A 20258-nucleotide genomic window follows, 5' to 3' on the forward strand; every position below is an offset into this window, starting at 1 on the left:
AATCCTGTAATTTTTCGCGTAAATGCGTCCGGCTCAAAGTCTATGTCCATCCGATCCTAGATCATCATTGCTGGAAATTCAAGTCGATGTGGTCGAGAACCAACGATTTGGTGTTCGAGACGCCTTCGCCGTAACGTCAAACAGAATCGCGACATCTGTAGGTTTTATAAATTGGTACTAACGATCCCGATGTCGCGGTCGGTTCTGGCGGTCGCGGCGCCGGACCGAACGATTTCGAGGGATCGGGCGAACTGGGCGCCACCACGGACAACAGGTTGGCCGGGCCACCCTGTTTCTTCAACGTTCCGCGACGCTCGCGTTCCGGGCCGGCGGTTTGGTCTCCAGGACCCGTGCGCCGGCCGAGGCGAAATCGCGGGAGGATCGTGGGCCGCGGCGGCCAACGCGCTCTTGAGTTAGGGCGACGAAGAGGCGATGCTGCTTACAATGGAGTAACGGCCATTGCTCCGCGAGCTTACGGGATCGGAATTCGGATCGACTCGAAAGCGCGGTGGCTCCCACCCTGCGGGGCCGTCGCGCGTTGGGCAGGCGCCACTTGTAGCCGGCTTTTTTCTTTGGGCGAGCCACGACTCATGCAATTTCACCACACGGTTCTCGAGAACGGTCTGCGGGTCATCGCCGAGGTGAACGACCAGGCCCACTCGGTCGCCTCCGGCTTCTTCGTCAAGGCGGGGAGCCGTGACGAGTCGGCCGAGGTCGCCGGGGTCTCGCACTTCCTGGAGCACATGGTCTTCAAAGGGACCCCGAGGCGCGACGCCCTGATGGTCAACCGCGACTTCGACCGGGTGGGGGCGAAGCACAACGCGCAGACGTCGGAGGAGGACACCTTCTACCACGTCACCTGCCTGCCCGAGTATTTGCCGCAGGCCTTCGACGTGCTTTCCGACATCCTGAGACCGAACCTCACCGAGGAAGATTTCGATACCGAGAAGCAGGTGATCATCGAGGAGATCCGGATGTATCTGGATAACCCGATGTCGGTCGCCTACGAGGCCGCCAAGGCCGCGCACTTCGGCCCACACCCGCTCGGGCAGAGCATTCTCGGCACGGTCGAGTCGATCACCGCCTTGAAGGTCGACCAGATGCGCCACTATTTTACCGAGCGCTACAGTCCGTCGAACATCGTCCTGGCGTTCGCCGGCAAGACCGACTGGGACCAGATCGTGGCCCTGGCCAAGGCGCACTGCAGCGGCTGGGAGGGAGGGGAAATCACCCGCCAGGCCGTTTCGCCCCGCGGGACCGGGGCGTTCCAGACGATCCTCCGCGCCGAGGACCAGCAGCAAACGATCATCGGCGTCGGCGACGCCCCCCCGCTCGAGAGCAGCGACCGCTACGCCGCCCAGCTCCTGGCGACGATCCTGGGCGACCATACCGGGTCGCGGCTCTACTGGGCCTTGATCGACCCCGGTTATGCCGACGGCGTCGAGGTCTCGTACCAAGACTACAACCAGGCGGGCGCTCTTTTCACGTTCCTGAGCTGCGACCCCGGCGAAACCCAGGCGAACCTCGGTCGAATCAGTGAGGTCTATCGGGCCGCCACGGCCGAGGGCATCACCGAGGAAGAGCTGACGCAGGCCAAGAACAAGGTGCTCGCCCGCTCGGTGCTCCGGAGCGAGCGGCCGATGGGCCGGCTCGCCTCGCTCGGGTTCCACTGGACTTATCGCAGCGAGTACCTCTCCGTCGCCCAGGAGCTGCAAGCCTTCTCTCGGGTCACGCTCGACGACCTTCGCCGAATCCTGACCGAGTGGCCCTTGTTGCCGATGACCATCGTCTCGGTCGGACCGACGACGGATGTGCATGCCCCGGAGTAAAATCCGGAGGGTGCCGCGTCCCTTTGGTTGGATTTGCAATGAACCTTGACTGGCGGGTATTCCCCCAATGCGGATCGTGAGCTTGCTCCCCTCTCTGACTGAGTTGGTCTGTGCCCTGGGCCACCAGGGCGCGCTCGTCGGGGTCACCCACGAGTGCGACTATCCGGTGGGCGTGGAGCAGTTGCCGCACCTGACCCGGTCCCGGATCGCGGCGGCGGCCTCGAGCGCCGCGATCGATGCGGCGGTCGTCGCGGAAGGCGGAAGTCTCTACGAGCTCGATGGCGCCTTGCTCGCTCAGCTTTGCCCCGACCTGATTTTGACCCAGGAGCAATGCGACGTCTGTGCGGTCAACGAGGCGACGGTGCGGCGGGTCGCCGCGGGTCTGCCGGGCCTGCCCCGGGTCGAAAGCGTCAACCCGACCTGCCTGGCCGACCTCGATGCCATGTTTCGCCGGATCGGCGTGCTGCTCGGCGCGGAGGAGGAGGCCGAGGCGCTGATCGCCCGGTTCGATGCGACCGTCGCGGCGATCGCACGCCGTCGCCAGGGGCGGCCGTTGCGCCGGGTGCTCGTGCTCGAGTGGTTCGACCCCCCCTTCTCTTCCGGTCACTGGAACCCCGAGATCGTGGCGCTCGCCGGTGGGGTCGAGGTGATCGGCGAGGCGGGTCAGCGGTCGCGACGACTCTCGTGGGACGAGGTCGCCGAAGCTGATCCCGAGTTGATCGTCCTGTCGCCCTGCGGGTTCACGATCGCGCGGACCGAGGAGGAACTCAGCGCGCTCGAGGCGCGTCCGGAATGGAGTCGACTCGAGGCGGTTCGGAGCGGGGGCGTCACCTTGGTGGACGGTTCGGCCTATTTCTCGAGGCCAGGGCCTCGGCTCGAGATGAGCTTGAAAATCGCCGCGGCCGCGATCGACCCGGAGGCTTGCGGTGACCTCGCCCCTCGGGAAGGATGGCGGCGACTGCCGGCGGTTTAGCGACGAACCAAGGGGGGCAATCGCGAAAAGTCGCGTGTTTCCTCTTGAATCGCGCCGGGGGCATCGGCATAATCGCTCGATGCGCGGCCTGCATCGGCCGTATTTCTGAATTCTGGGTATGTTCCGTGGCGGTGAGGGGACTGGATTTCCCTTGGGCCCGGCCCCTTTATTTTCTGATTTCGCTTCTCTGGGGACCTCGTGGCGGGGTCAGGCACAGGCGACTTATGGCGGACGCAGTCAAGATTGCGGTCGAGGCGCGGGATCCCGCGAAGAACAAAGGGACAGGCTCACGAGTCTCGCGACGGTTGCGAGCGCAGGGGCAGATCCCGGCGATTATCTACGGGCACAAGCAAGACCCCTTGCCGATCTCGCTCGCACGGGCCTCCGTCTGGGACATGATCAAAAAGTCCACCCACCTCGCTGAGCTGAGCGTGAATGGGACGACCGAGACGGTGATCGTGCGCGACATCCAGTGGGATCACCTCGGCAAGGAAATCATCCATCTCGACTTTGCCCGCGTGAGTGCGGACGAGTCGATCGAGACCGAGGTCAAGCTCGAATTGCGTGGGACGTCGCCCGGCGTCAGCGAAGGCGGAGTGCTCGAGCAACCGGTGCACGCCGTCGAAGTGACCTGTCGCGCCAACGCGATTCCGGACTCGATCCGGATCGACGTGAGCGGCCTGCACCTGGGTCAGAGCATTCACGTTCGCGACTTGATCCTCCCCGAAGGGGTGAAGGTCAACGCCGAGCCGGAATTGACCGTGGTTCACGTCGTCTCGCGAACCGCACAGGCGGAGACGAGCACGCCCGGCGATGGTGAGAGCCTCACGCAGCCCGAGGTCATCAAGCCGGAGCGTCGCGAGAAGGACGAGTGACCCCGACTTTTTCTCGGACCGCGTCGGGGTTTTAGGGAATGCGGAAACTGGTGGTCGGGCTGGGGAACCCCGGAAGCAAGTACGAGGGGACCCGGCACAACATCGGCTTCGAGGTGGTCGACCGCCTCGCCAAAGGGGGATCGGGAGCGACCTTTGCTCGGAAGTTCGACGGCTTGCTGGCCGAGTCGGAAATTGACTTCCACCGGGTGCTGCTCCTGAAACCCGAGACGTTCATGAATCTGAGCGGGCGGTCGGTCGCCCAAGCGATGCGGTTTTACAAGCTTGAGCTGGCCGACCTGCTTGTCATTTGCGACGACCTGAACCTCCCCTTGGGAAAGTTAAGAATCCGGGGGGGAGGATCGGACGGCGGTCAGAAGGGACTCCGCGACATTACGGCCCAGCTTGGGTCGGATAGCTATGCCCGGCTTCGGATTGGGATCGGCGAGCGGGGACCCGTCGACGCCGCTGACTTCGTCCTGAGCCGGTTCCGCGGCGCCGACCGGCCCGCGGTGGAAGACGCCTTGATTTTGGCCTCGCAGGCCGTGGCCGTCTGGGTGACCCAGGGACAGGCCGCCGCCATGAATCGATTCAACGGACCCACAACGCCCACGAGTGGCTGACCTGACCACTTCGTTTATTTGCCAACCTGGAGGGAAGCTCTTGCCTGTCAACACGTACGAGGCGATGTTCCTGCTGGACAGCTCGAAAGTCGCCGTCTCTTGGGACGACTCGGTCAAGCATGTCCACGACATCCTGACCAAGCATGAATCAGAGATCGTCGCCAGCCGCCAGTGGGACGAGCGTCGGCTCTCCTACCCGGTCGACGGGCACAAGAAGGGGACGTACCTGCTGACCTATTTCAAGTCAGAAGGGGCCAACGTCAAGGAGATCGTCGCCGACTGCCGGCTGAGCGATCATGTGCTCCGCGAGCTGATCCTCAAGGTTCATCCCAAACTGGTCGACCACCTGGTCAATCAGGCGATGACCTCGACGCCCAACGCCGAAGAGGAAGGCCGTCGCGAAGAGGACATGGACGACCGTCCCCGCCGCCGTCGTCGCGACGACTGAGCGGACGCGCCAGGGGTGCGGGGGAAGGGTGCCGTCGGACAGGAGTGGCTTGTGCTTTCTCCCCTCCGGGCTGGGCCTCACCGTTCCAGTTTGATCCTTGTGGGTGAAACGGGAATGTGGTAGTTTTTGGTAGGGAACAACCGTTTACGCCTGCATGATGGGAACGGTACGCCGTTGCTCCTTGGGGAGGGACCAGTCGATGGCCGACTTGAACAAGGTTTTTTTGATGGGTCGACTCACGTTCGACCCCGAGTTGCGCTATACGCCCAGTGGCGCGGCGGTCACGGACCTCCGGATGGCGACCAGCCGGACGTGGACGGGTAAGGACGGGGACCGCAAGGAAGAAACCCTGTTCATCGACGTCACGGTCTGGGACCGTCAGGCCGAGAATTGTTGCCAGTATCTGAGGAAGGGGAGCGGCGTCCACATCGAAGGCGCCCTGAAGATGGACACCTGGGATGACAAGACGACCGGCGAGAAGCGGTCGAAGATCCGGGTGTCCGCCGACCGGGTGCAGTTCCTGGACCGACGTTCCGACGGTGGTGGGGGCGGCGGAGGCGGTGGCGACAGCGACTATGCCCCCCCCGTCGCACGCGAGCCGCAGGCCAGACGGAGCGGCCCCGCGGGCGCCCCGTCCGAGTCGCGCGGGCGAGCCCCCTACTCGCCGCCGAGCCAGCCGGCGGCCCGTCGCGCCGCCGAACCCGAAACTGACGATGAGGATATCCCGTTCTGACCTGGTGGGTTGGACGGGTTCTCGATAATTTTTCTTGCGTGATTGACCAGCGATCGATAGTCGATGACGAACGGCCGAGCGGCGGATGATGATCTTCGCCTCGCGACGCCCCATCCAAGGAGTGATTGCACGATGGCCAAGATGACCGACAAGAAACCGGCCAAGGCCAAGACGAAGGTCAAGGTGAAGGCGTCGACCAAGGCCAAGAAAGCCGCGGCGGCCGCCGCAGCCCATGCCAAGCCGTCGGTGACCACCCTGACCCCGACCGTCCGCCAGCCGGGCGTCGAGCGACGCAGGAATCATCCGACCCGTTCCAAAGACGGTTTCATGGAGATCTTGCTGACCCATACCGTCCCCCACTTCGGTCAGCCCGGCGACCTCGTCAAGGTCCGCCCCGGGTTCGCCCGGAACTACCTCTTGCCCCAGGGTTTGGCGACGTTCGCGACCCCGCACAACCTGCGGATCGTCGAGAAGCATCGCCAGCGGCTCTACCAGCTTGAAGTCGCCCGTCGGGCCGACCTCCAGAACCTGGCCGCCCAGATCGCCCAGCGCTCGGTCACGATCGAGGCCAACGCCAACGCCGAGGGGCACCTCTACGGCTCGGTGACCGCCGACCAGATCGCCGCGACGCTCAAGGCCGACAACTTCCCGATCGAAGCCGAAAACGTTCGGATCGAGGGGCCGTTGAAGGAGTTGGGTCTCTACACGATCAAGCTCGCCCTCGGTCAGGACGTCACGACCGAGGTCAAGCTGTGGGTCGTTCCGACCCACACCGACGAACCGGTCGCTTGATCGCCGCCGCTCCGGTCTGCTGCGACTGCGGCTGACCGGTTGCGGAGCGCTCTGCCTCCACTGTTGAACCCAACGAATGCCCGGTCCCCTCGACTCTGAGGGGGCCGGGCTTCTCGTCGTAGTGGCGCGCGGTCGACGGCGACGGCGGCCACCGAATCGGCTGTTTTTTTGATGGCCAAGTCCTCGCTTGGCCGATACGATTGTTCAGATCGGCTATCGTGCCGGGCGCGGTTGCGCGTCGGGTCACGAGGGGTCCTGTTCCTCGACCAAGGACGAGGGAGACGAGACCCGGATGGATCGGCCGGTCGATGGACCCACAGGGGAGTCGGCCCACACCACCTAAGGGCCGGCCCTCTCTGGCGTGCGAGCAGGGAGTTGCTTCGGACCATGGCCTCTTCAAATTTCAAAGGGAACGGAAATGGCAACGCTCACGGCCGCCCGCCGAAGGGGGACGGAGACGGTGGCTCGCTGACCGATCGGCTCCCGCCCCAGAACCTCGAGGCGGAGCAAGGGGTCCTCGGGAGCATTCTCCTCGACAACGAGGTCATCCACGACGTCGTCTCGAAGCTGAAAGCCGACGACTTCTACCGTGACACGCACCAGACCCTCTATCGGGCGATCCGGGATCTCTACGACCTCGGCAAGCCGGTCGACGGCCTGACGCTCTCCGCCGAGCTCACCCAGCGCGGGGAGTTCGAGGCGATCGGCGGGCACGAAACGCTCTCCGAGATCGTCGAGAGCGTGCCCCACGCGGCCAACGCGCGGTACTACGCCGATATCGTCCGCCAGAAGTCGATCAGCCGGCGGCTGATCGAGAGTGCCAACGAGATCCTCCGCGATGGCTACTCGAATAACTTCACGGCCGAGGCGCTCCTCGAGAAGGCCGAACAGAAGATCTTCGAGATCGCCGGCGACACGATCCAAGGGGACACGGCCGAGCTGCTCCATGTGCTCAAGGAAGCGATGGATCGGATCGAGGAGCGGACGGTCTCCCAGCATGCGGTCACCGGAGTCTCGACCGGCTATTTCGAGCTCGACGACTACATGGGCGGCCTCCAGCCCGGCCAGCTCATCGTGCTCGCCGCGCGGCCGAGTATGGGGAAGACGGCCCTCGCCTTGAACTTCGCCGACAATGTCGGGGTGAACCTTAAGGTCCCCTTGCTGTTCGTCAGCCTTGAAATGGGCCGGCTCGAACTGGTCGAGCGACTCCTGTGCGCCCGGGCTCGGGTGGACGGCAAGAAGCTCCGGACCGGCCAGGGCCTGGGCACCCGTGAGATGAGCATGCTGGGCAAGGGGTATAGCGAAATGCATACCGCCCCGTTGTTCATCGACGATACGCCGTCGCGGAACATGCTCCAGGTCACCGCCAATGCGCGTCGGCTCAAGCTCCGCCACAATATCGGCTTGATCGTGGTCGACTACATTCAGCTTGTCGACAGCGAGGAAACGCGTGACAGCCGGCAAGAGCAGATCGCCAAGATCAGCCGGCGGATGAAGACCCTCGCTCGTGAACTCGAGCTCCCGGTCATTGCACTCTCGCAGCTCAATCGTGGTGTCGAAAACCGCGAAGACCGCCGCCCGCGTATGGCCGACCTTCGTGAGAGCGGTGCCATCGAACAGGACGCCGACGTCGTCCTCCTGATCCACCGGCCCGACTATTACGACCCCAACGACCAGCCGGGCATCGCCGAGGTCATCATCGCCAAAAACCGCAACGGCGCGACCGGGACGGTCAAGCTCACCTTCCTCAAGAACCTCACCCGGTTCGAGAACCTGGCCTCGGTCGCCGACCCGATCGACGCCGCCGCTTTCTGAGCCGGTGAGATCGCCGCTCAGGCGACTCCTGTTCGGGTGGCCGGGGCCAACGCCGCACGTTGTCCCCGGCCACCCGAAGGTCGTACAGTCGAATGGTTGGGTGACCGCGGGGAGCACTCCTCCCCCCTTCCGGGAAGTTCGAAACCAACCGGGGCACGAGCGTTGATAACGCTCGTGCCCCGTTCGTTGGTTGATCGGTGACTCGCGGCTTGGTGGGACCGGTCAGAGCGAACCGACCGTCAAGCCCGCCGGTTCATCCGTCTTGACGCCGGCCGTCGTTTCCACGACGGCGGCCTTCATCAGGTCGGCCATGGCGGTCGTGTCGCCCGACTTGAGGAACTTGAGCCTGACCGACTTATGCTGAGAGTCAGGCACGCAGGCCACCACATAAGATGCGCCGAGCACGCTCAGATGGTGTTCGCGAACATCGACCACGAGGGCGGTCTCTTCATCGATTCCCAGGCCCACGAGGTTGGGATGCAACGCGAGGACGCCGATCAACCGATCCATCCGGTTCCGCTTGAGAAAGTGCTGGTCGATCACGGCCCCTTTGATGAAGTCGAACCCTTGGCTCACGTCGGCCTTGTCCCGACCGCCGGCGATCATCACGCCCGACATCACCGCCGCGCCCGCGGAGGTCCCGGCGACCACCCCGCCACGTGAGAGGACGCCCTTGAGCTGTTCTTGCACCGCCGTGCCCAGGTAGGTGTCGGTCAAGAAGACTTGATCGCCCCCGGTGAGCCAGACCCCCGTTGCTTCGGTCAACGACTGAACAAACAACGGGTCGTTGGCGGTCTCACGCGACCGGGTGTGGAGCAAGTTCACCGACCCCACGTCGCAGGTCTTCCAGTCGGCCAGGAGCTTGGCGAGGTACTCGGGATGATCCGCATGCGAGGTCGCCGTCGGGATCACCACGATCCGGGCGTCCGGACCGCCTGCCAGCTTGCAGAACTCGTTGCGAATCGCCGGCGGAAGGTTCCCACCCCCGCAGATCAACAGCTTTCCGCCCGACGGATGCGGAACCACCTGGAGTGCCGCGGGCTGAATCGCCGCGACCGGGATCGTTGCGACCGGGATCGCCGTGGTCGCCAACGGTTTCGCGGGCACCGTGTGGAATGGGGACGAGCCGCGATTGAGGGCGGCGACCAACCCCGCTCCCGCCAACACTGTGGCGCAGAGTACGACGTAAACCGTAAGAGGCAGTCGTCGCCCGGTACGGTTCTGCGGCGGATGGATAGACATCTTGCCACCTCATTCTTGATATGGCCAAGGATGCGCAACGGGGATAACGACGATTGCGCGAGCCTAAATCAATTCGCTCAAGGCCAGAGGCACGGCATTCAGAGACTCCATTCTCTTACCGTTCGGCCCGCAATCGTCCGTTCTTCACCCCACCTTATTCTATCCCTCACGATTCTGTTATACAAGTCTTGGAGACTTGATGGAGGCAGTGTGGGATGAATGCAGTGGTTGTGTGGTTTGGTCGAACTGCGGACGACCTTTTACTTGCTAGGCTCTATACGCAAGTCGCGCGCCACGGGTTCGCGCCGCTACGGGAGCCCGATTTCGATCGGAGTGGGAGACGAGGCGTCAGCGTTCAGATTGAGCGGGCGGCCCGCTGTTCTTAAAGTGTTTGGGACGGGTGGTTAAAGTTGCCAGGGGGCGATGGCGATTTCGGTCGTCCCTTGCGTGGCCAGGTCGGCGAGAATCCGGCCGATCAGGCATGAGAACTTGAAGCCGTGCCCGCTACATGGGCTAGCGATGACGAGATTCGGGCAGTCGGGCGGGATTCCGAGGCGGAAGTGTTCGTCGGGGGTGGTGGTGTAGAGGCAGACCTCGGTCTGCTCGATCGGCGCATTCACCAACATCGGGATCGTTTGCGTAAGAAAGTGGCGGATGACCTCCAGGTAGGGTTCCTCGATGCGTCGGTCCTCGACATCGGGGTCGACGTCCGGTCCGCCGTGCCGCGCCAGCTTGACACCTTGGCCCTGATATTCCGGCATCCCGTAGAAGTCATCGAGGGGACCGGCTCCTTTGTGGATGAAGACGGGAAACCGGCCCGGGGCAAAGAGATGGGGGTCTTGGGGGCGCAAGTAGAGGACTTGCTGGCGGGTCGGCCGGAGTGTGACTGGAAAATTGGGTAAGAGCCGACCTGCCCAGGCGCCGGCGGTCACGATCAGGCGGTCGGCGGAGATCCGGTGGTGGTCGGTGATGACGATCGGCTTGTTCCCCTCGAGGTCGATCGAGCGGACCGGGCATTCCGCGAGCACCTGGGTGCGGTCGCCGCCGAACTGGCGGGCAAGCTCGAGCTGGGCTGCGATCGCCCGCGCGGCCGCGATCAAGCCGGCGTCAGGTTCAAAGACGACGTCATAGTTTTCCGGCAGTTCGAAGACGGGGAAGCTGCGCCGGAGTTCCCGGCCCGACATCCGCCGGTGCGGGATCTCGATCGCCTGCAAGCTGGCGGCAACCTGGGAGACATAGTCGACCTCGGGCGGGCAGAACGAGAGCCCGCCGGTGCGCAGATAGAGGTTCTGGCCGGCGTCGGCCTCAAGGTCTTTCCAGGCGCGAAAGGCGTCGAGCATCAGCCGGGCGTACCGCGGGTCGGCATAAGAGTGCCGCGTGATTCGCGCCACTCCGTGCGAGCTGCCCCGATCGTGGCCGATCGCGAATTGCTCGAGCAAGAGAACCGGTTCGCCGCGCTTGGCCAGATGGTAAGCCGTGGCCGCACCCATGGCGCCTGAGCCAATGATGACGTTGCGAGCGTGCCGTTGTTCCATCGTTCGCCCCTGGAAAAAAAACGGGTGGGGACCGGCGGCGGTCAGGTCGCGTTGGAGTCTTCACGACTCCCCCCTTGGGAATTTCACCACCACCGATGGCTTTTGCAAACGTGTCACCCGCCGCAAGGTCGGGAATCTTCGGAAGACGAATCGTTATGGAGATAGTTGTAACGGTTTGTTCGGCACGTCCATTGATTCTTTGGCTGGTGCGCAATGCGAACGAAAGCCGAGTCTGTCCCAAGGAAACCGGGCCGTCTGTCTGTCCCGGAGGCCGAAATTCGCGGGAGAAACTCGTTGCCACGCTCCGCGTGGGAAAGCCGTTCTGGCCGCTCTGCGGCCCCACCTGCCGGGGAAGACAAGACGACGCAGAGCGTCGCGGACGGCATTCCCACGCAGAGCGTGGGAACGAGATCCCAATATCCTTGCTCCAGTCTCCGATTGAATCTATGTGTCTTGATTTACGAATTCCAGTTAAACCAATCGGCCCATTTTGAGGCTTAGCGGCATTTCGAGGCCGTGGGCCTCGAGCAGGTTGGGGTCACCCAGGACGTTGCGGGTCAGGCCGTTGGCCACGATCCGGCCGGAGTCGAGCAGGACAGTTCGGTTACAGAGTTCGAGGACCATTTCGAGGTCGTGGGTGGCGATCAGTTTGGTGGCGGTGAGTCCGCGGATCAGCTCAATGAACCGGCGGCGGCCGCGGGGGTCGAGGTTGGCCGTCGGCTCGTCGAGGACGAGGACCGACGGGTTGCAGGCGAGCACCCCCGCCAGGCAGACCCGCTTACGCTCGCCGAAGCTCAGGTGGTGGGGAGCGCGGTCGGCCACGTCGTCGAGGTTGACGCGGGCGAGGCACTCGAGGGCGACCCGTTTGGCCTCGGCCCGGCTCATGCCGAGGTTGAGCGGGCCGAACGCCACGTCTTCGATGACCGACGTGCTGAAGAGCTGGTCGTCGGGGTCCTGGAACACCAGGCCGACCCGGCGGCGTACCTCGGGCGCGTTCTTGGCGTTGACCTCGAGGCCGTCGATCCAGACTGCGGGTTCGCTGCCGTTACGGGCGTGTTGGCCGTTCCCGTGTGCGTGCAGGGGCTGGCTGCGTTCCTTGCCCGGGAGGATCCCGTTGAGGTGGAGCAGGAGCGTACTCTTGCCCGCGCCGTTGGGGCCGACGAGGGCGATCGTTTCGCCCGGCACGATCGTGAGGTCGACCCCGCGGAGGGCGAGTCGGCCGTCGGGATAGCGATAGATCAATTCGCGGACCTGCACGGCAGGCGCATCGTTCGTCATGGTTAGGCTGGAGGAGTTCATCACACGCACCTCGCGTCGCCTCGCCTCACCGCGAGGGGACGCGGAGATGGATCGATTGATCAGGGGCCATCAAAGTCAGAGTCGTCGAGCGTCCGGATCGTCCCGTCCCATCCTCGCGCGAGCATCGCCGCGTGGACTCGTTCGCCACGCTCGAAGGCTCGGAGGAAGAGGATACCGATCAGGCCGGTCAAAAGCACCCAGTCGAGTCGCCCCGAACGGCGGAAGGTCCGCGACCGTCGCGCCTTGACCATCCGATCGAGCTCCTCGGTGAGCACGTGCAAGTAACGATACATGAATTGGAGGGTCGCCACCAGCGCGGCGGGCATTCCGAGCCGGCGCATTCCGCCCAGCAGTTTCCGGAACGGCGTGACGTTCATCAGGCTGAGCGTGGCGAGGAACGCCATGCTGTTCTTGACGACAATCGTCAGCATGACCGCCGCGACCCCGAACTCCACCCGGCTCGGGTGCGCCCGCGCCACCATCAACGCGAGGAACCCGACGAGCACGATGAACCCGAGCCAGCGCGTGAGCAACTCGCGCGGCGGCACCCCCGAGAGCCCGATGATAAAGGCCAGGGCCAGACCCTCGACCGCCAGGAGCCGCCACCAGCCGATCGGGGTGGCGACCACCGCGATGATGTACGCCAGGGCCACGACCAGCTTGATCCGAGGGTCGAGGCGGTGGAGCGGGCCGTTCCCTTCGCTGTGCCGTTCGAGGAACTCAAGCCGCATCCGGGTCGACTCCCGTCGGCGTTCGGGTCGAGAAGACCCGGGCCAGTCCGAGCCCGATGGCGAAGACGACCAGCGTCCCCACCAGGCCCGCGAAGGCGGTCGCGGCCTTGACGTTCGCCTCGCCGAGCAGCGGCAGACTGTAGTCAGGGATGGGGGTGGGGAGGAGGGCCGGCACCCCGTCCTTGAGAAAGCCGAGCTTCTCGCCCACGTACTCGAGGCCGTCGGGATGCTCCGACGCGAACGGCGCGAGGAAGACGCACACCGCCAGCGCCATTCCGAGCCCGGCCCCGATCAAGGCCCCCCAGCCGGGTGCCTTGGCTTCAGTTTCGTCGGCCTGATAAACGAGGTCGGGGCGAGTCAGGAGGATGAACCGGATCACCAGGCCGGTCACGATCGCCTCGCCCAGGCCGATCCCGGCGTGGACCAGCGCCATCCAGCTCAGCGTCTGGAAGAAGTTCGACCAGCCGCTCGAGAACGCCAGCTCGATGGCGAACGCCCCCGAGGCGAGGATGACCGAGAACCAGGCCGCCACCATCGCGCCGAGCAGGACCCCCGCGCGGCCGCCCATCGCCCGGCGGATCGGGGCATAGATCGCATACCCTCCCACCGCGCCGATCAGCCCCATATTGAGGAAGTTCGCCCCCAGAGCCGTGAGCCCGCCGTCGCCGAAGAGCAAGCACTGGACGATCAGCACCGCGCCGATGACCACCGCGCCGGCCCATGGCCCGAGCATCACCGCCGAGAGGACCCCGCCGAGCAGGTGCCCCGAGATCGGCAACGGCCCGATCGGGAAGTTCACCATCTGGGCGGCGAAGACGAAGGCCGCCATCGTTCCCATCAAGACGGTCGTCCGCTCGCCCAGCCTCGACTCGAGGAGCCTGAGCCCGGCCGACATCCCGGCCGCCGCCACCACGCCGGTCGCCGCGGCCACCTTCGGATCGAGCACGGCATCGGGGATGTGCATTCGCAAAGACCTCGACAAGGCGCCCACGAGCCCCGGCCAGACATTCCGGATGCCCCTCATCGTATACCGCGTGTGCCTGTTCGTCAAATTCGTGCTACGGGATCCCTGGATCCCTCACTGCCGGCGATTCGCCGGTGTTGGAGGACTGGCAGGTTCGTCGTGAACCTCCGCGCGGCCGGGGCAGCACCCCTTCGTAATGAAGCGCAAACATCTGCTGCTGAGGCTTGTGGCTTGTATGACGATCAGGAGAGAATGAAGGAGCGTCGCCAGGGATCCTGTCACACGGGGCTTTTCTCGGAGGAATCGCCATGTCCCCTGAGGATCGACGTGGGTTTAAGCTCATTGATTTGATTTTCGCGATCTTTGTGATCGCGATATTGGTGGGGTTGTTGCTTCCTCCGCTGAATACCGGTCACGTTGCCGGTCGTCGCACTCAATGCGCCAACAATATGCGCAATCTTGGTCTGGCCCTGTTCAACTTCTCCTCGTCGAAGAATCATTTTCCCAACGCGGGGACAATCCGTGACGACCCGGCCGAGCATGGCGGCGACCCGTCGCTGTCGAAGCTCTATCTGTCGCTTATGGAGTCAGGTCAGCGGCCGGACGTCGCCGAGTCGTGGCTCTCCAACTGGGTCGTCGCGATCCTGCCCTATCTCGACCAGCAGGATCTTGCCAATGCTTGGGACAAGACCGTTCCCTACTGGTGGCCGACGGAGACCATCTCGGGTCAACCCTCCAATAATGTGGTTTCGAGCACATCCCTTGGCGTGCTTCGCTGCCCGGACGATCGGACGGCTGCCGTAGACCAGGGGAACCTGAGCTACGTCGTCAACGGCGGTTTCGTGCGCTGGCCCGCGATTCCTCTGGGATGGGTGGGGAGCTCGACCGACGGCCATTCGCAGAACGGCGAAGTCCTCCAGTGGGTTCCGCCGGGCCGTGCCTGGCAAGAGCGTCAGGCGGTTTGCAAAAAGCTTGGTGTGATGTTCATGGGCACGGAGTCGGGTGACCAACCCTGGGACATCACGACCACCCCGGACGACATCGCCGATGGGGCAGGCCAAACCTTATTGATCGCGGAGAACACCCTGGCGGGATTCTCCGAGGGGAACCTGTATTCGAGTGGCCGAGCGACCAACTGGGCGTGTCCGCTGCCGAATTTCACAATGTTCATTGGATCGGATAATGTTTGTGTGTCGAAGCGATCACCCAATGATTGTCTGGGAGGTCAGTTGACGCCACTCTCGCCTCAACGCGACGGGCCTGGGTGGGGTCTGGCCAATCGGGTCGGGACCTTCGAGAACATCGGTTTTGGCCAAACCTTCACCGTCGAAGGCTCGTTCCCCTTCGCCAACAGCGGTCATCCCGAAGGCGGCAACTTCGTGTTTTGCGATGGCTCAGTCCGATTCATCAAGTCGACGATCGACGGGACGGTCTATGCCAGGCTCATTACGCCGGCCGGGGGCCGGTTGCCGGCGGCGCTGGCGCAGGGGGCGTTGGGAAGAGATTGGGGCGACGACCTGTGAATCCTGGATCGCAGCCGTTCCGCTCGAGGTCCTGGGCGGAGCAGGGTTGGGCGGGGAATGACACTTTGGATTGCGTCAGCTCCCTGTCCCTCCTCTTCCATTTCAATGCCGGTATCTGGCGTTCCCTTATGGTCGGACCGTAGAACGCCAGTTCCCTGGTGCCTGGAGCCAGGCACCAGGGAAGGCGAGTGAGTCGCAATGGCTGGGGTGAGTGGGATCAGGCGACGGGGCAGAGCTTGCGGGCCGCGCGGATCTGGCGCGAGAGGGGCATCCAGAAGGCGCCGGCGTTGGGGGTGATCCAGAGCTCGCCCGAGGTCAGGGCCAGGATCACGTTGTCGGGGGCGGCCGGATCGTGACGGAGGTCGGCGATCATGTCGTTCTCGAACACGTCGGGGTTGCCGCGGCGGACGAGCGACCAGGCTTTGCCGCCGTCTTTGCTCTCATAGAGGGAGAACGCGAGCCCAGTGAAGGGACCGTTGGCGAAGTCGTTCGGTCCTCGGAGTGCGGCGCCGGCGAGGAGGACGTCGGGGGCGCCTGGCTTGACCTCGATGGCACTGAGGTAGCGGGCGTTTTCCAGGCCGCCGCTCCGGTCTTCCCAGGTCAGGCCGGCGTCGCTGCTGATCCAGCAACCGTCGGAGGTGGCGACATAAACGCTCCCCGGCCGCTTGGGCGCGGTTCGGATCGCGAAGACGTCGACCGGCAGGCCGGGACACGGGTTCCACGAAACGCCCAGGTCGGTGCTCCGCCAGAGCCCCGCGCCTCGGACGGCGGCGTACCAGACTGGTGTGGAGCCTTCCCCTACGGCCATGGCCCGGATCACCCCGGGTTGCTTGGCCTTACCGGGTGCAGGGGTTCCCAGGCGGGTCCAGCCGGCGAGCTTGGCGGTCGCGCGGTCGGTGCGGCTGACTTCTGGCTTGGGGGCGAGCAACGCCGTCGCCCCTTCGGCGAGCGATCGGGCCCGACCGATCCAGGAGGAGGCTGAGCCCTGAACGGGCGCCTTCGGGTCGTGATGAACCGGGATCGGCGCGCCTACCGGGCGGCGCGCCAGCCCTTGGGTGCGGGTGCCGAGCACGATGAACGGAGGGTCTCCCCAGGCGGCCAGCGACGTCGGGCTCCCGGCCCCTTCGGCCAGCGGGATCGTCCGCCAGTCCTGGCCGTTGTTGACGCTCTCGAACACCTGCCCCGCCCGATCGAGGGCCACCAGGACGCCCGGTCCCGGAGAGGCGAGATCGACGATGGAGCGGTCCTGGAGGCTATGAAAAACGGGCCACGAGGCGCCTTCGAACCAGCGGTAGATTCCGTTGTCAGTCCCGATGAGGATCATGAACCCAGGAGCCCCCTGCTCTTCTAAGACTCAGTGTTTTTCGGAATGCTCAGGAACAGACCGGCAACCACCCAATCCGGCCCGGCCGTTGGGATTCACTCAGGCGGCCCGCGGGGCCGAAGTTCGTGATGAAAGCCAAGTTACGATAACCTCTCGTTTCCTCTCGGGCAAGACGATGGAGCGGTGCGGTGCGGTTCCGGTGGTTCGCTCGCTCACCAGTATTTCCAGTCCCCGGTCGCAATCACGTAGAGGCCGAGCGCCAGGTTGGCCACGGCGTGGCTGGCCACGCAGGCGGAAAGGCTCTTGGTGGCGTGGAGCAGCCAGGCCCAGGCCAGGCCGGTGAGCACGCCGGGCAGCCACTCGGGGTGAGCCAACCCGAAGCAGACCGAGGTCACCGCTGCCGCCAAAGGCGTTACCCGCCCGATCGGCACCCGGTCGAAGTCGTTCTCGATCACCCAACGCATCAGGAACGACCGCCAGAACAGCTCCTCGATGATCGGGACCAGGACCACCAGGCCGAGCATCCGTACGGCGATGAAGCCCCACTTGGCGGCCGGTGAAAGCACCCCGGGATCAAACGAGGTGCGCTTGCCCAGGAAGGGCAACTCGGGATAGTACCCGTCGAGCCCGACCCAGAGCGCGGCGATCGCCAGGCCCACGACGATCGCGAGTGCCAGGCTCGTCCAGCGGGGGAACGGGGCGAGGTCGCGCCAGGTCGACCGGCAGGCCCAGACCAAGGCCGTGACCGCCACGACCTTGACCGCATAGAGGATGGGGTACCAGGTCGGGTTCGGCTGCCCGGCGACGAGCGGGAGATAGCCCTCGAGCGTCGTGATCGCCAGGAAGCCGGCCATCGGGATCACGTAAGGCATCACCGATTGTTGCGGGGCGGCGGCGGGTTGGTCAGTCATTGCGGGTGCTCATCTTCTTCCAAGAGCGCCAGGACGGCGGGGTCGTCGAGTCGTGAGACGATCAAGGCGGCGGCGTGCAGGTTTTCGGCCGGGCTATGCTCGTGAGGGACACCGACGGCGAATGTGCCCGCCCCCTGGGCGGCTTGCAGTCCCGCCGCGCTATCCTCCAGCACCAGGACCGACGCCGCGGGGACGCCGAACTGCGCCGCGGCCTTGAGGTAGATTTCGGGGTCGGGCTTGCCGTGCTCCACGTCCTCGGCCGTCAGGAGGAACTGGAACCGATCGAGCAGGCCGTGACTCCCCAGCAGTCGCTCGGCGTAGCTCCGGCGCGACGAGGTTGCCACGGCCAGCGGCAGCCGCCGCGCGGCGAGGCGATCGAGCAGGACGAACAGGCCGGGCGTCGGATGCACCGCGACGTCCATCTCGGCCATGAACCGGGTCTTCGCCTCGACCATCAGGTCCTCGACCGGCTCGTCCAGCCCCGCAAGCGTTTTGAACGCATGGCCCGCGTCGACCGCCCGGCGGCCGATCATGGCTCGCATGATCTCCGTGGTCATCTGCTTGCCACGTTCGGCGAGCATCTCGCCGGCCACCCGGTGGAACAACGCCTCGGTGTCGAACATCAGGCCGTCGAGGTCGAAGACGACGGCGCGGATCGAGGTTGGCATGAGGACTCTCCGAAGGGCGGACTGATCGAGTTACGCACTGATTTGTTTTGAAGAGAATAGTTTCATGAGTAAATGAAAATACCTAATTATTTTCAACAGCCCGCCAGAGAGCGAGGAATCACCTTCGTTCCCACGGTCCCCGTGGGAATGCCGTCCTCGACGCTCCGCGTCGTCTGGCGCTCGAAAGCCGAGGACGCAGAGCGTCCCAGACTTCATTCACACGGGGGACCGTGGGAACGAGTCGAGAGCGGCTTCCTAGCCCTGGATCGGCTTGTTGATTGTTTTCGGTAGTGATTGTTTGTCGGGTGCCACGGGTTCCGTACTTGGAACCCGTGGCACCCAGGAAAATCGAGATGATATCGTTATTTTAATGTCCTGTAACGCAAAAATGATTTGCCTATTCACCGTGGTTTCGCCCACTGGCACGGCGGGCGCGGACGCTCTCGGGGTAGAGTGTCTCTTGGTCCAAGGTGCCGGCCGAGTCGAACGGAATGGGAGCAAAGGGGGTCTCGAAGCTCAGGCTGTCGTTGGCCTCGACTTCCGCGGTGAGCGGGGCGGTCACGTAGAGGGTCGTCAGCTCCAGGGTGTTGGGGATGATGACCATGCGGGCCTCGGCTCGGTCGATTCGCCAGCAGGTGTCGAGGCAGGCGGCGAATACGTCGCGGTCGCTGGGCAAGGCGAGCGGGACCCGGGCGCGGGTGAGGAAGTTGCTTGTCATGCTGTTGACCCGCATCGGCGTCGGGTCGAGTGCCTTGACCAAACGCTCGGTGGTCAGGTCGGCCAGCCCGATTCCGAGGCCGTTGCCGCGGGTCTCGTCCGAGAGGTCCAGAACGGCCAAGCGGGTAACGATCGGGCGTGGCAGGTCGGGCATCGTCTCGACCCGCTGCCGGCCGATCACGTTGGGGTCGAGGCCGGTCCCGCTGTAGTTTTTGCCGAGCTCGCCCACGACCAGGACGTCGATCTGGTCGAACGGCAGCCGCGCCATCAGCTCGCGTGACTCGTCGAGCAACCGGGGCTCGACGTCGAGCAGGTCCTCGGGCTCGACCGCGACGACGCGGGCCGTGCGTTCCTCGGCGTTTTCGAGCAGGGCCAGGCCGAGCGCGACCGGAGTCTTCGAGAGCAGGAACGAGCCGACTTCGGGGAGCATCCGCTTGAGACCGGGGAGGCCGAGCTTGTGGACCTGCGCGGCCCCTTGCCGCTTGCCCAGGCCGATCGTGAGCATCTTGAGCAAGCCGCTCTCATATCGGCCGGTGAACGAGGTGTGCGGCTTGATTCGGTTCAGGAGAACGATGCCGTCGGCCTCGAAGGCGTTCCGATCGAAGTGGATCGGCAGGCCAAAGCCGTCGGTGCCGAGGACCACCGTGTCCATCGCGGAGCGGATCGGACAGCCGATTGACGCTTCGGTCACACCGAATTCGGCCAGGAGCGCGCGTTGGCCCTCGGCGGTTCCGCCGCCGTGGCTTCCCATCGCGGCGACCACGAAGGGCTGGAACCCCAGGGCGCGGAGGGTTTCGACCGCCGCGCGGGCGATCTGGTCGATCCCGGCGATGCCCCGGCTCCCGACGGTCAGCGCGACGGTCCCACCCGGCTTGATTCGGTCGGCGATCCGGCTCGAGCGGATGGCCAGGGCGATGGCGGCGGGGACGTCGGCAACCCTGGGCTGTCGGACAGCCTGGCGGACCCTGGCGATCGGTGGAAGGCTCATCGTTGCAAGCTCATGGGGTGGTGATTTTGCGGAGAGTGGCGGTGCCGAGACCATGACTCCCGACTGTCGATTGTGGTTTTCGTGCGGAGGCCTGGGCCATTGCCTTCCAGGCAAACACCGAAATGGGGTGGGACACTCGCAGTCCCCAGGAAAGGCAATCGCGATGGCAACCACTCTACCGCGGGCAAGGCGCGCGCTAAAGCCCCTCGAGGCGGCGAGGGGCTTCCGGCGAACGGTTGCAATCGAGTTCGGCCCCCCACCCGTAAGGGCC

18 protein-coding genes are annotated in these 20258 nt (G+C 64.8%); 9 read left to right on the forward strand and 9 right to left on the reverse strand.

Annotated elements, in window-relative coordinates:
• Window positions 1-590 precede the first annotated feature (590 nt).
• The 8 genes from BUS42_RS23925 to dnaB all read left to right on the forward strand — a co-directional run bounded on the left by BUS42_RS23925 (window position 591) and on the right by dnaB (window position 8085).
• Complete coding sequence (locus BUS42_RS23925) at window positions 591-1829, forward strand: M16 family metallopeptidase (protein ID WP_074310316.1); 1239 nt, start codon at window positions 591-593, stop codon at window positions 1827-1829.
• A gap of 76 nt (window positions 1830-1905) precedes the next feature.
• Window positions 1906-2802 carry an ABC transporter substrate-binding protein gene (locus tag BUS42_RS23930; protein WP_254053766.1) on the forward strand — a complete coding sequence of 299 codons (897 nt, stop codon included), beginning with the start codon at window positions 1906-1908 and terminating at the stop codon, window positions 2800-2802.
• A 224-nt stretch (window positions 2803-3026) separates the two neighbouring features.
• The gene (locus BUS42_RS23935) at window positions 3027-3677 is read left to right on the forward strand and encodes a 50S ribosomal protein L25 (protein WP_074310320.1); all 651 of its coding nucleotides are present in this window, start codon (window positions 3027-3029) and stop codon (window positions 3675-3677) included.
• 38 nt (window positions 3678-3715) lie between these two features.
• Window positions 3716-4297, forward strand: a complete 582-nt coding sequence (gene pth, locus BUS42_RS23940) for an aminoacyl-tRNA hydrolase (protein WP_074310322.1) — start codon at window positions 3716-3718, stop codon at window positions 4295-4297.
• Between the two features lie 40 nt (window positions 4298-4337).
• Window positions 4338-4745, forward strand: coding sequence for a 30S ribosomal protein S6 (gene rpsF, locus BUS42_RS23945; RefSeq protein WP_074310324.1), 408 nt, complete (start codon window positions 4338-4340; stop codon window positions 4743-4745).
• 199 nt (window positions 4746-4944) lie between these two features.
• Window positions 4945-5478 carry a single-stranded DNA-binding protein gene (locus BUS42_RS23950; protein WP_074310326.1) on the forward strand — a complete coding sequence of 178 codons (534 nt, stop codon included), beginning with the start codon at window positions 4945-4947 and terminating at the stop codon, window positions 5476-5478.
• Window positions 5479-5610: 132 nt separating this feature from the next.
• A complete protein-coding gene (gene rplI / locus BUS42_RS23955; RefSeq protein WP_074310327.1) occupies window positions 5611-6270 on the forward strand; it encodes a 50S ribosomal protein L9 in 660 nt (219 codons plus the stop codon).
• A gap of 387 nt (window positions 6271-6657) precedes the next feature.
• Window positions 6658-8085 carry a replicative DNA helicase gene (gene dnaB, locus BUS42_RS23960; RefSeq protein ID WP_074310328.1) on the forward strand — a complete coding sequence of 476 codons (1428 nt, stop codon included), beginning with the start codon at window positions 6658-6660 and terminating at the stop codon, window positions 8083-8085.
• A 222-nt stretch (window positions 8086-8307) separates the two neighbouring features.
• On the opposite strand, the gene BUS42_RS23965 is transcribed toward dnaB, so the two are convergent.
• The 5 genes from BUS42_RS23965 to BUS42_RS23985 all read right to left on the reverse strand — a co-directional run bounded on the left by BUS42_RS23965 (window position 8308) and on the right by BUS42_RS23985 (window position 13856).
• Complete coding sequence (locus BUS42_RS23965) at window positions 8308-9327, reverse strand: cyanophycinase (RefSeq protein ID WP_074310329.1); 1020 nt, start codon at window positions 9325-9327, stop codon at window positions 8308-8310.
• A gap of 404 nt (window positions 9328-9731) precedes the next feature.
• Window positions 9732-10862: an N-methyl-L-tryptophan oxidase gene (gene solA, locus BUS42_RS23970; protein WP_074310331.1), complete on the reverse strand. Its 1131-nt coding sequence runs from the start codon at window positions 10860-10862 to the stop codon at window positions 9732-9734.
• Window positions 10863-11333: 471 nt separating this feature from the next.
• On the reverse strand, window positions 11334-12161 hold the full coding sequence (locus tag BUS42_RS23975; RefSeq protein ID WP_074310333.1) for an energy-coupling factor ABC transporter ATP-binding protein: 828 nt from the start codon (window positions 12159-12161) through the stop codon (window positions 11334-11336).
• Between the two features lie 59 nt (window positions 12162-12220).
• Complete coding sequence (gene cbiQ, locus BUS42_RS23980; RefSeq protein ID WP_074310335.1) at window positions 12221-12892, reverse strand: cobalt ECF transporter T component CbiQ; 672 nt, start codon at window positions 12890-12892, stop codon at window positions 12221-12223.
• Window positions 12882-13856, reverse strand: a complete 975-nt coding sequence (locus BUS42_RS23985) for an energy-coupling factor ABC transporter permease (protein ID WP_074310337.1) — start codon at window positions 13854-13856, stop codon at window positions 12882-12884. Before BUS42_RS23985 ends, cbiQ begins: the two co-directional genes overlap by 11 nt.
• A gap of 308 nt (window positions 13857-14164) precedes the next feature.
• On the opposite strand from BUS42_RS23985, the gene BUS42_RS23990 reads away from it, so the two are divergent.
• Entirely contained in the window at window positions 14165-15379 is a 1215-nt protein-coding gene (locus BUS42_RS23990; protein WP_074310339.1) for a DUF1559 family PulG-like putative transporter, read from the forward strand.
• 217 nt (window positions 15380-15596) lie between these two features.
• Here the strand turns inward: BUS42_RS23990 and BUS42_RS23995 are convergent, their stop codons facing one another.
• The 4 genes from BUS42_RS23995 to BUS42_RS24010 all read right to left on the reverse strand — a co-directional run bounded on the left by BUS42_RS23995 (window position 15597) and on the right by BUS42_RS24010 (window position 19987).
• On the reverse strand, window positions 15597-16703 hold the full coding sequence (locus BUS42_RS23995; RefSeq protein ID WP_074310341.1) for a WD40/YVTN/BNR-like repeat-containing protein: 1107 nt from the start codon (window positions 16701-16703) through the stop codon (window positions 15597-15599).
• A gap of 212 nt (window positions 16704-16915) precedes the next feature.
• Entirely contained in the window at window positions 16916-17614 is a 699-nt protein-coding gene (locus BUS42_RS24000) for a CAAX prenyl protease-related protein (protein ID WP_074310343.1), read from the reverse strand.
• Entirely contained in the window at window positions 17611-18282 is a 672-nt protein-coding gene (locus BUS42_RS24005; protein WP_074310345.1) for an HAD family hydrolase, read from the reverse strand. The genes BUS42_RS24000 and BUS42_RS24005 overlap by 4 nt, the downstream gene beginning before the upstream one ends.
• A 397-nt stretch (window positions 18283-18679) precedes the next feature.
• Window positions 18680-19987, reverse strand: coding sequence for a nickel pincer cofactor-dependent isomerase, group 22 (locus tag BUS42_RS24010; protein WP_074310347.1), 1308 nt, complete (start codon window positions 19985-19987; stop codon window positions 18680-18682).
• Between the last annotated feature and the right edge of the window lie 271 nt (window positions 19988-20258).

Origin of the sequence: Singulisphaera sp. GP187, assembly GCF_900129635.1 — a bacterium.
GTDB lineage: Bacteria > Planctomycetota > Planctomycetia > Isosphaerales > Isosphaeraceae > Singulisphaera.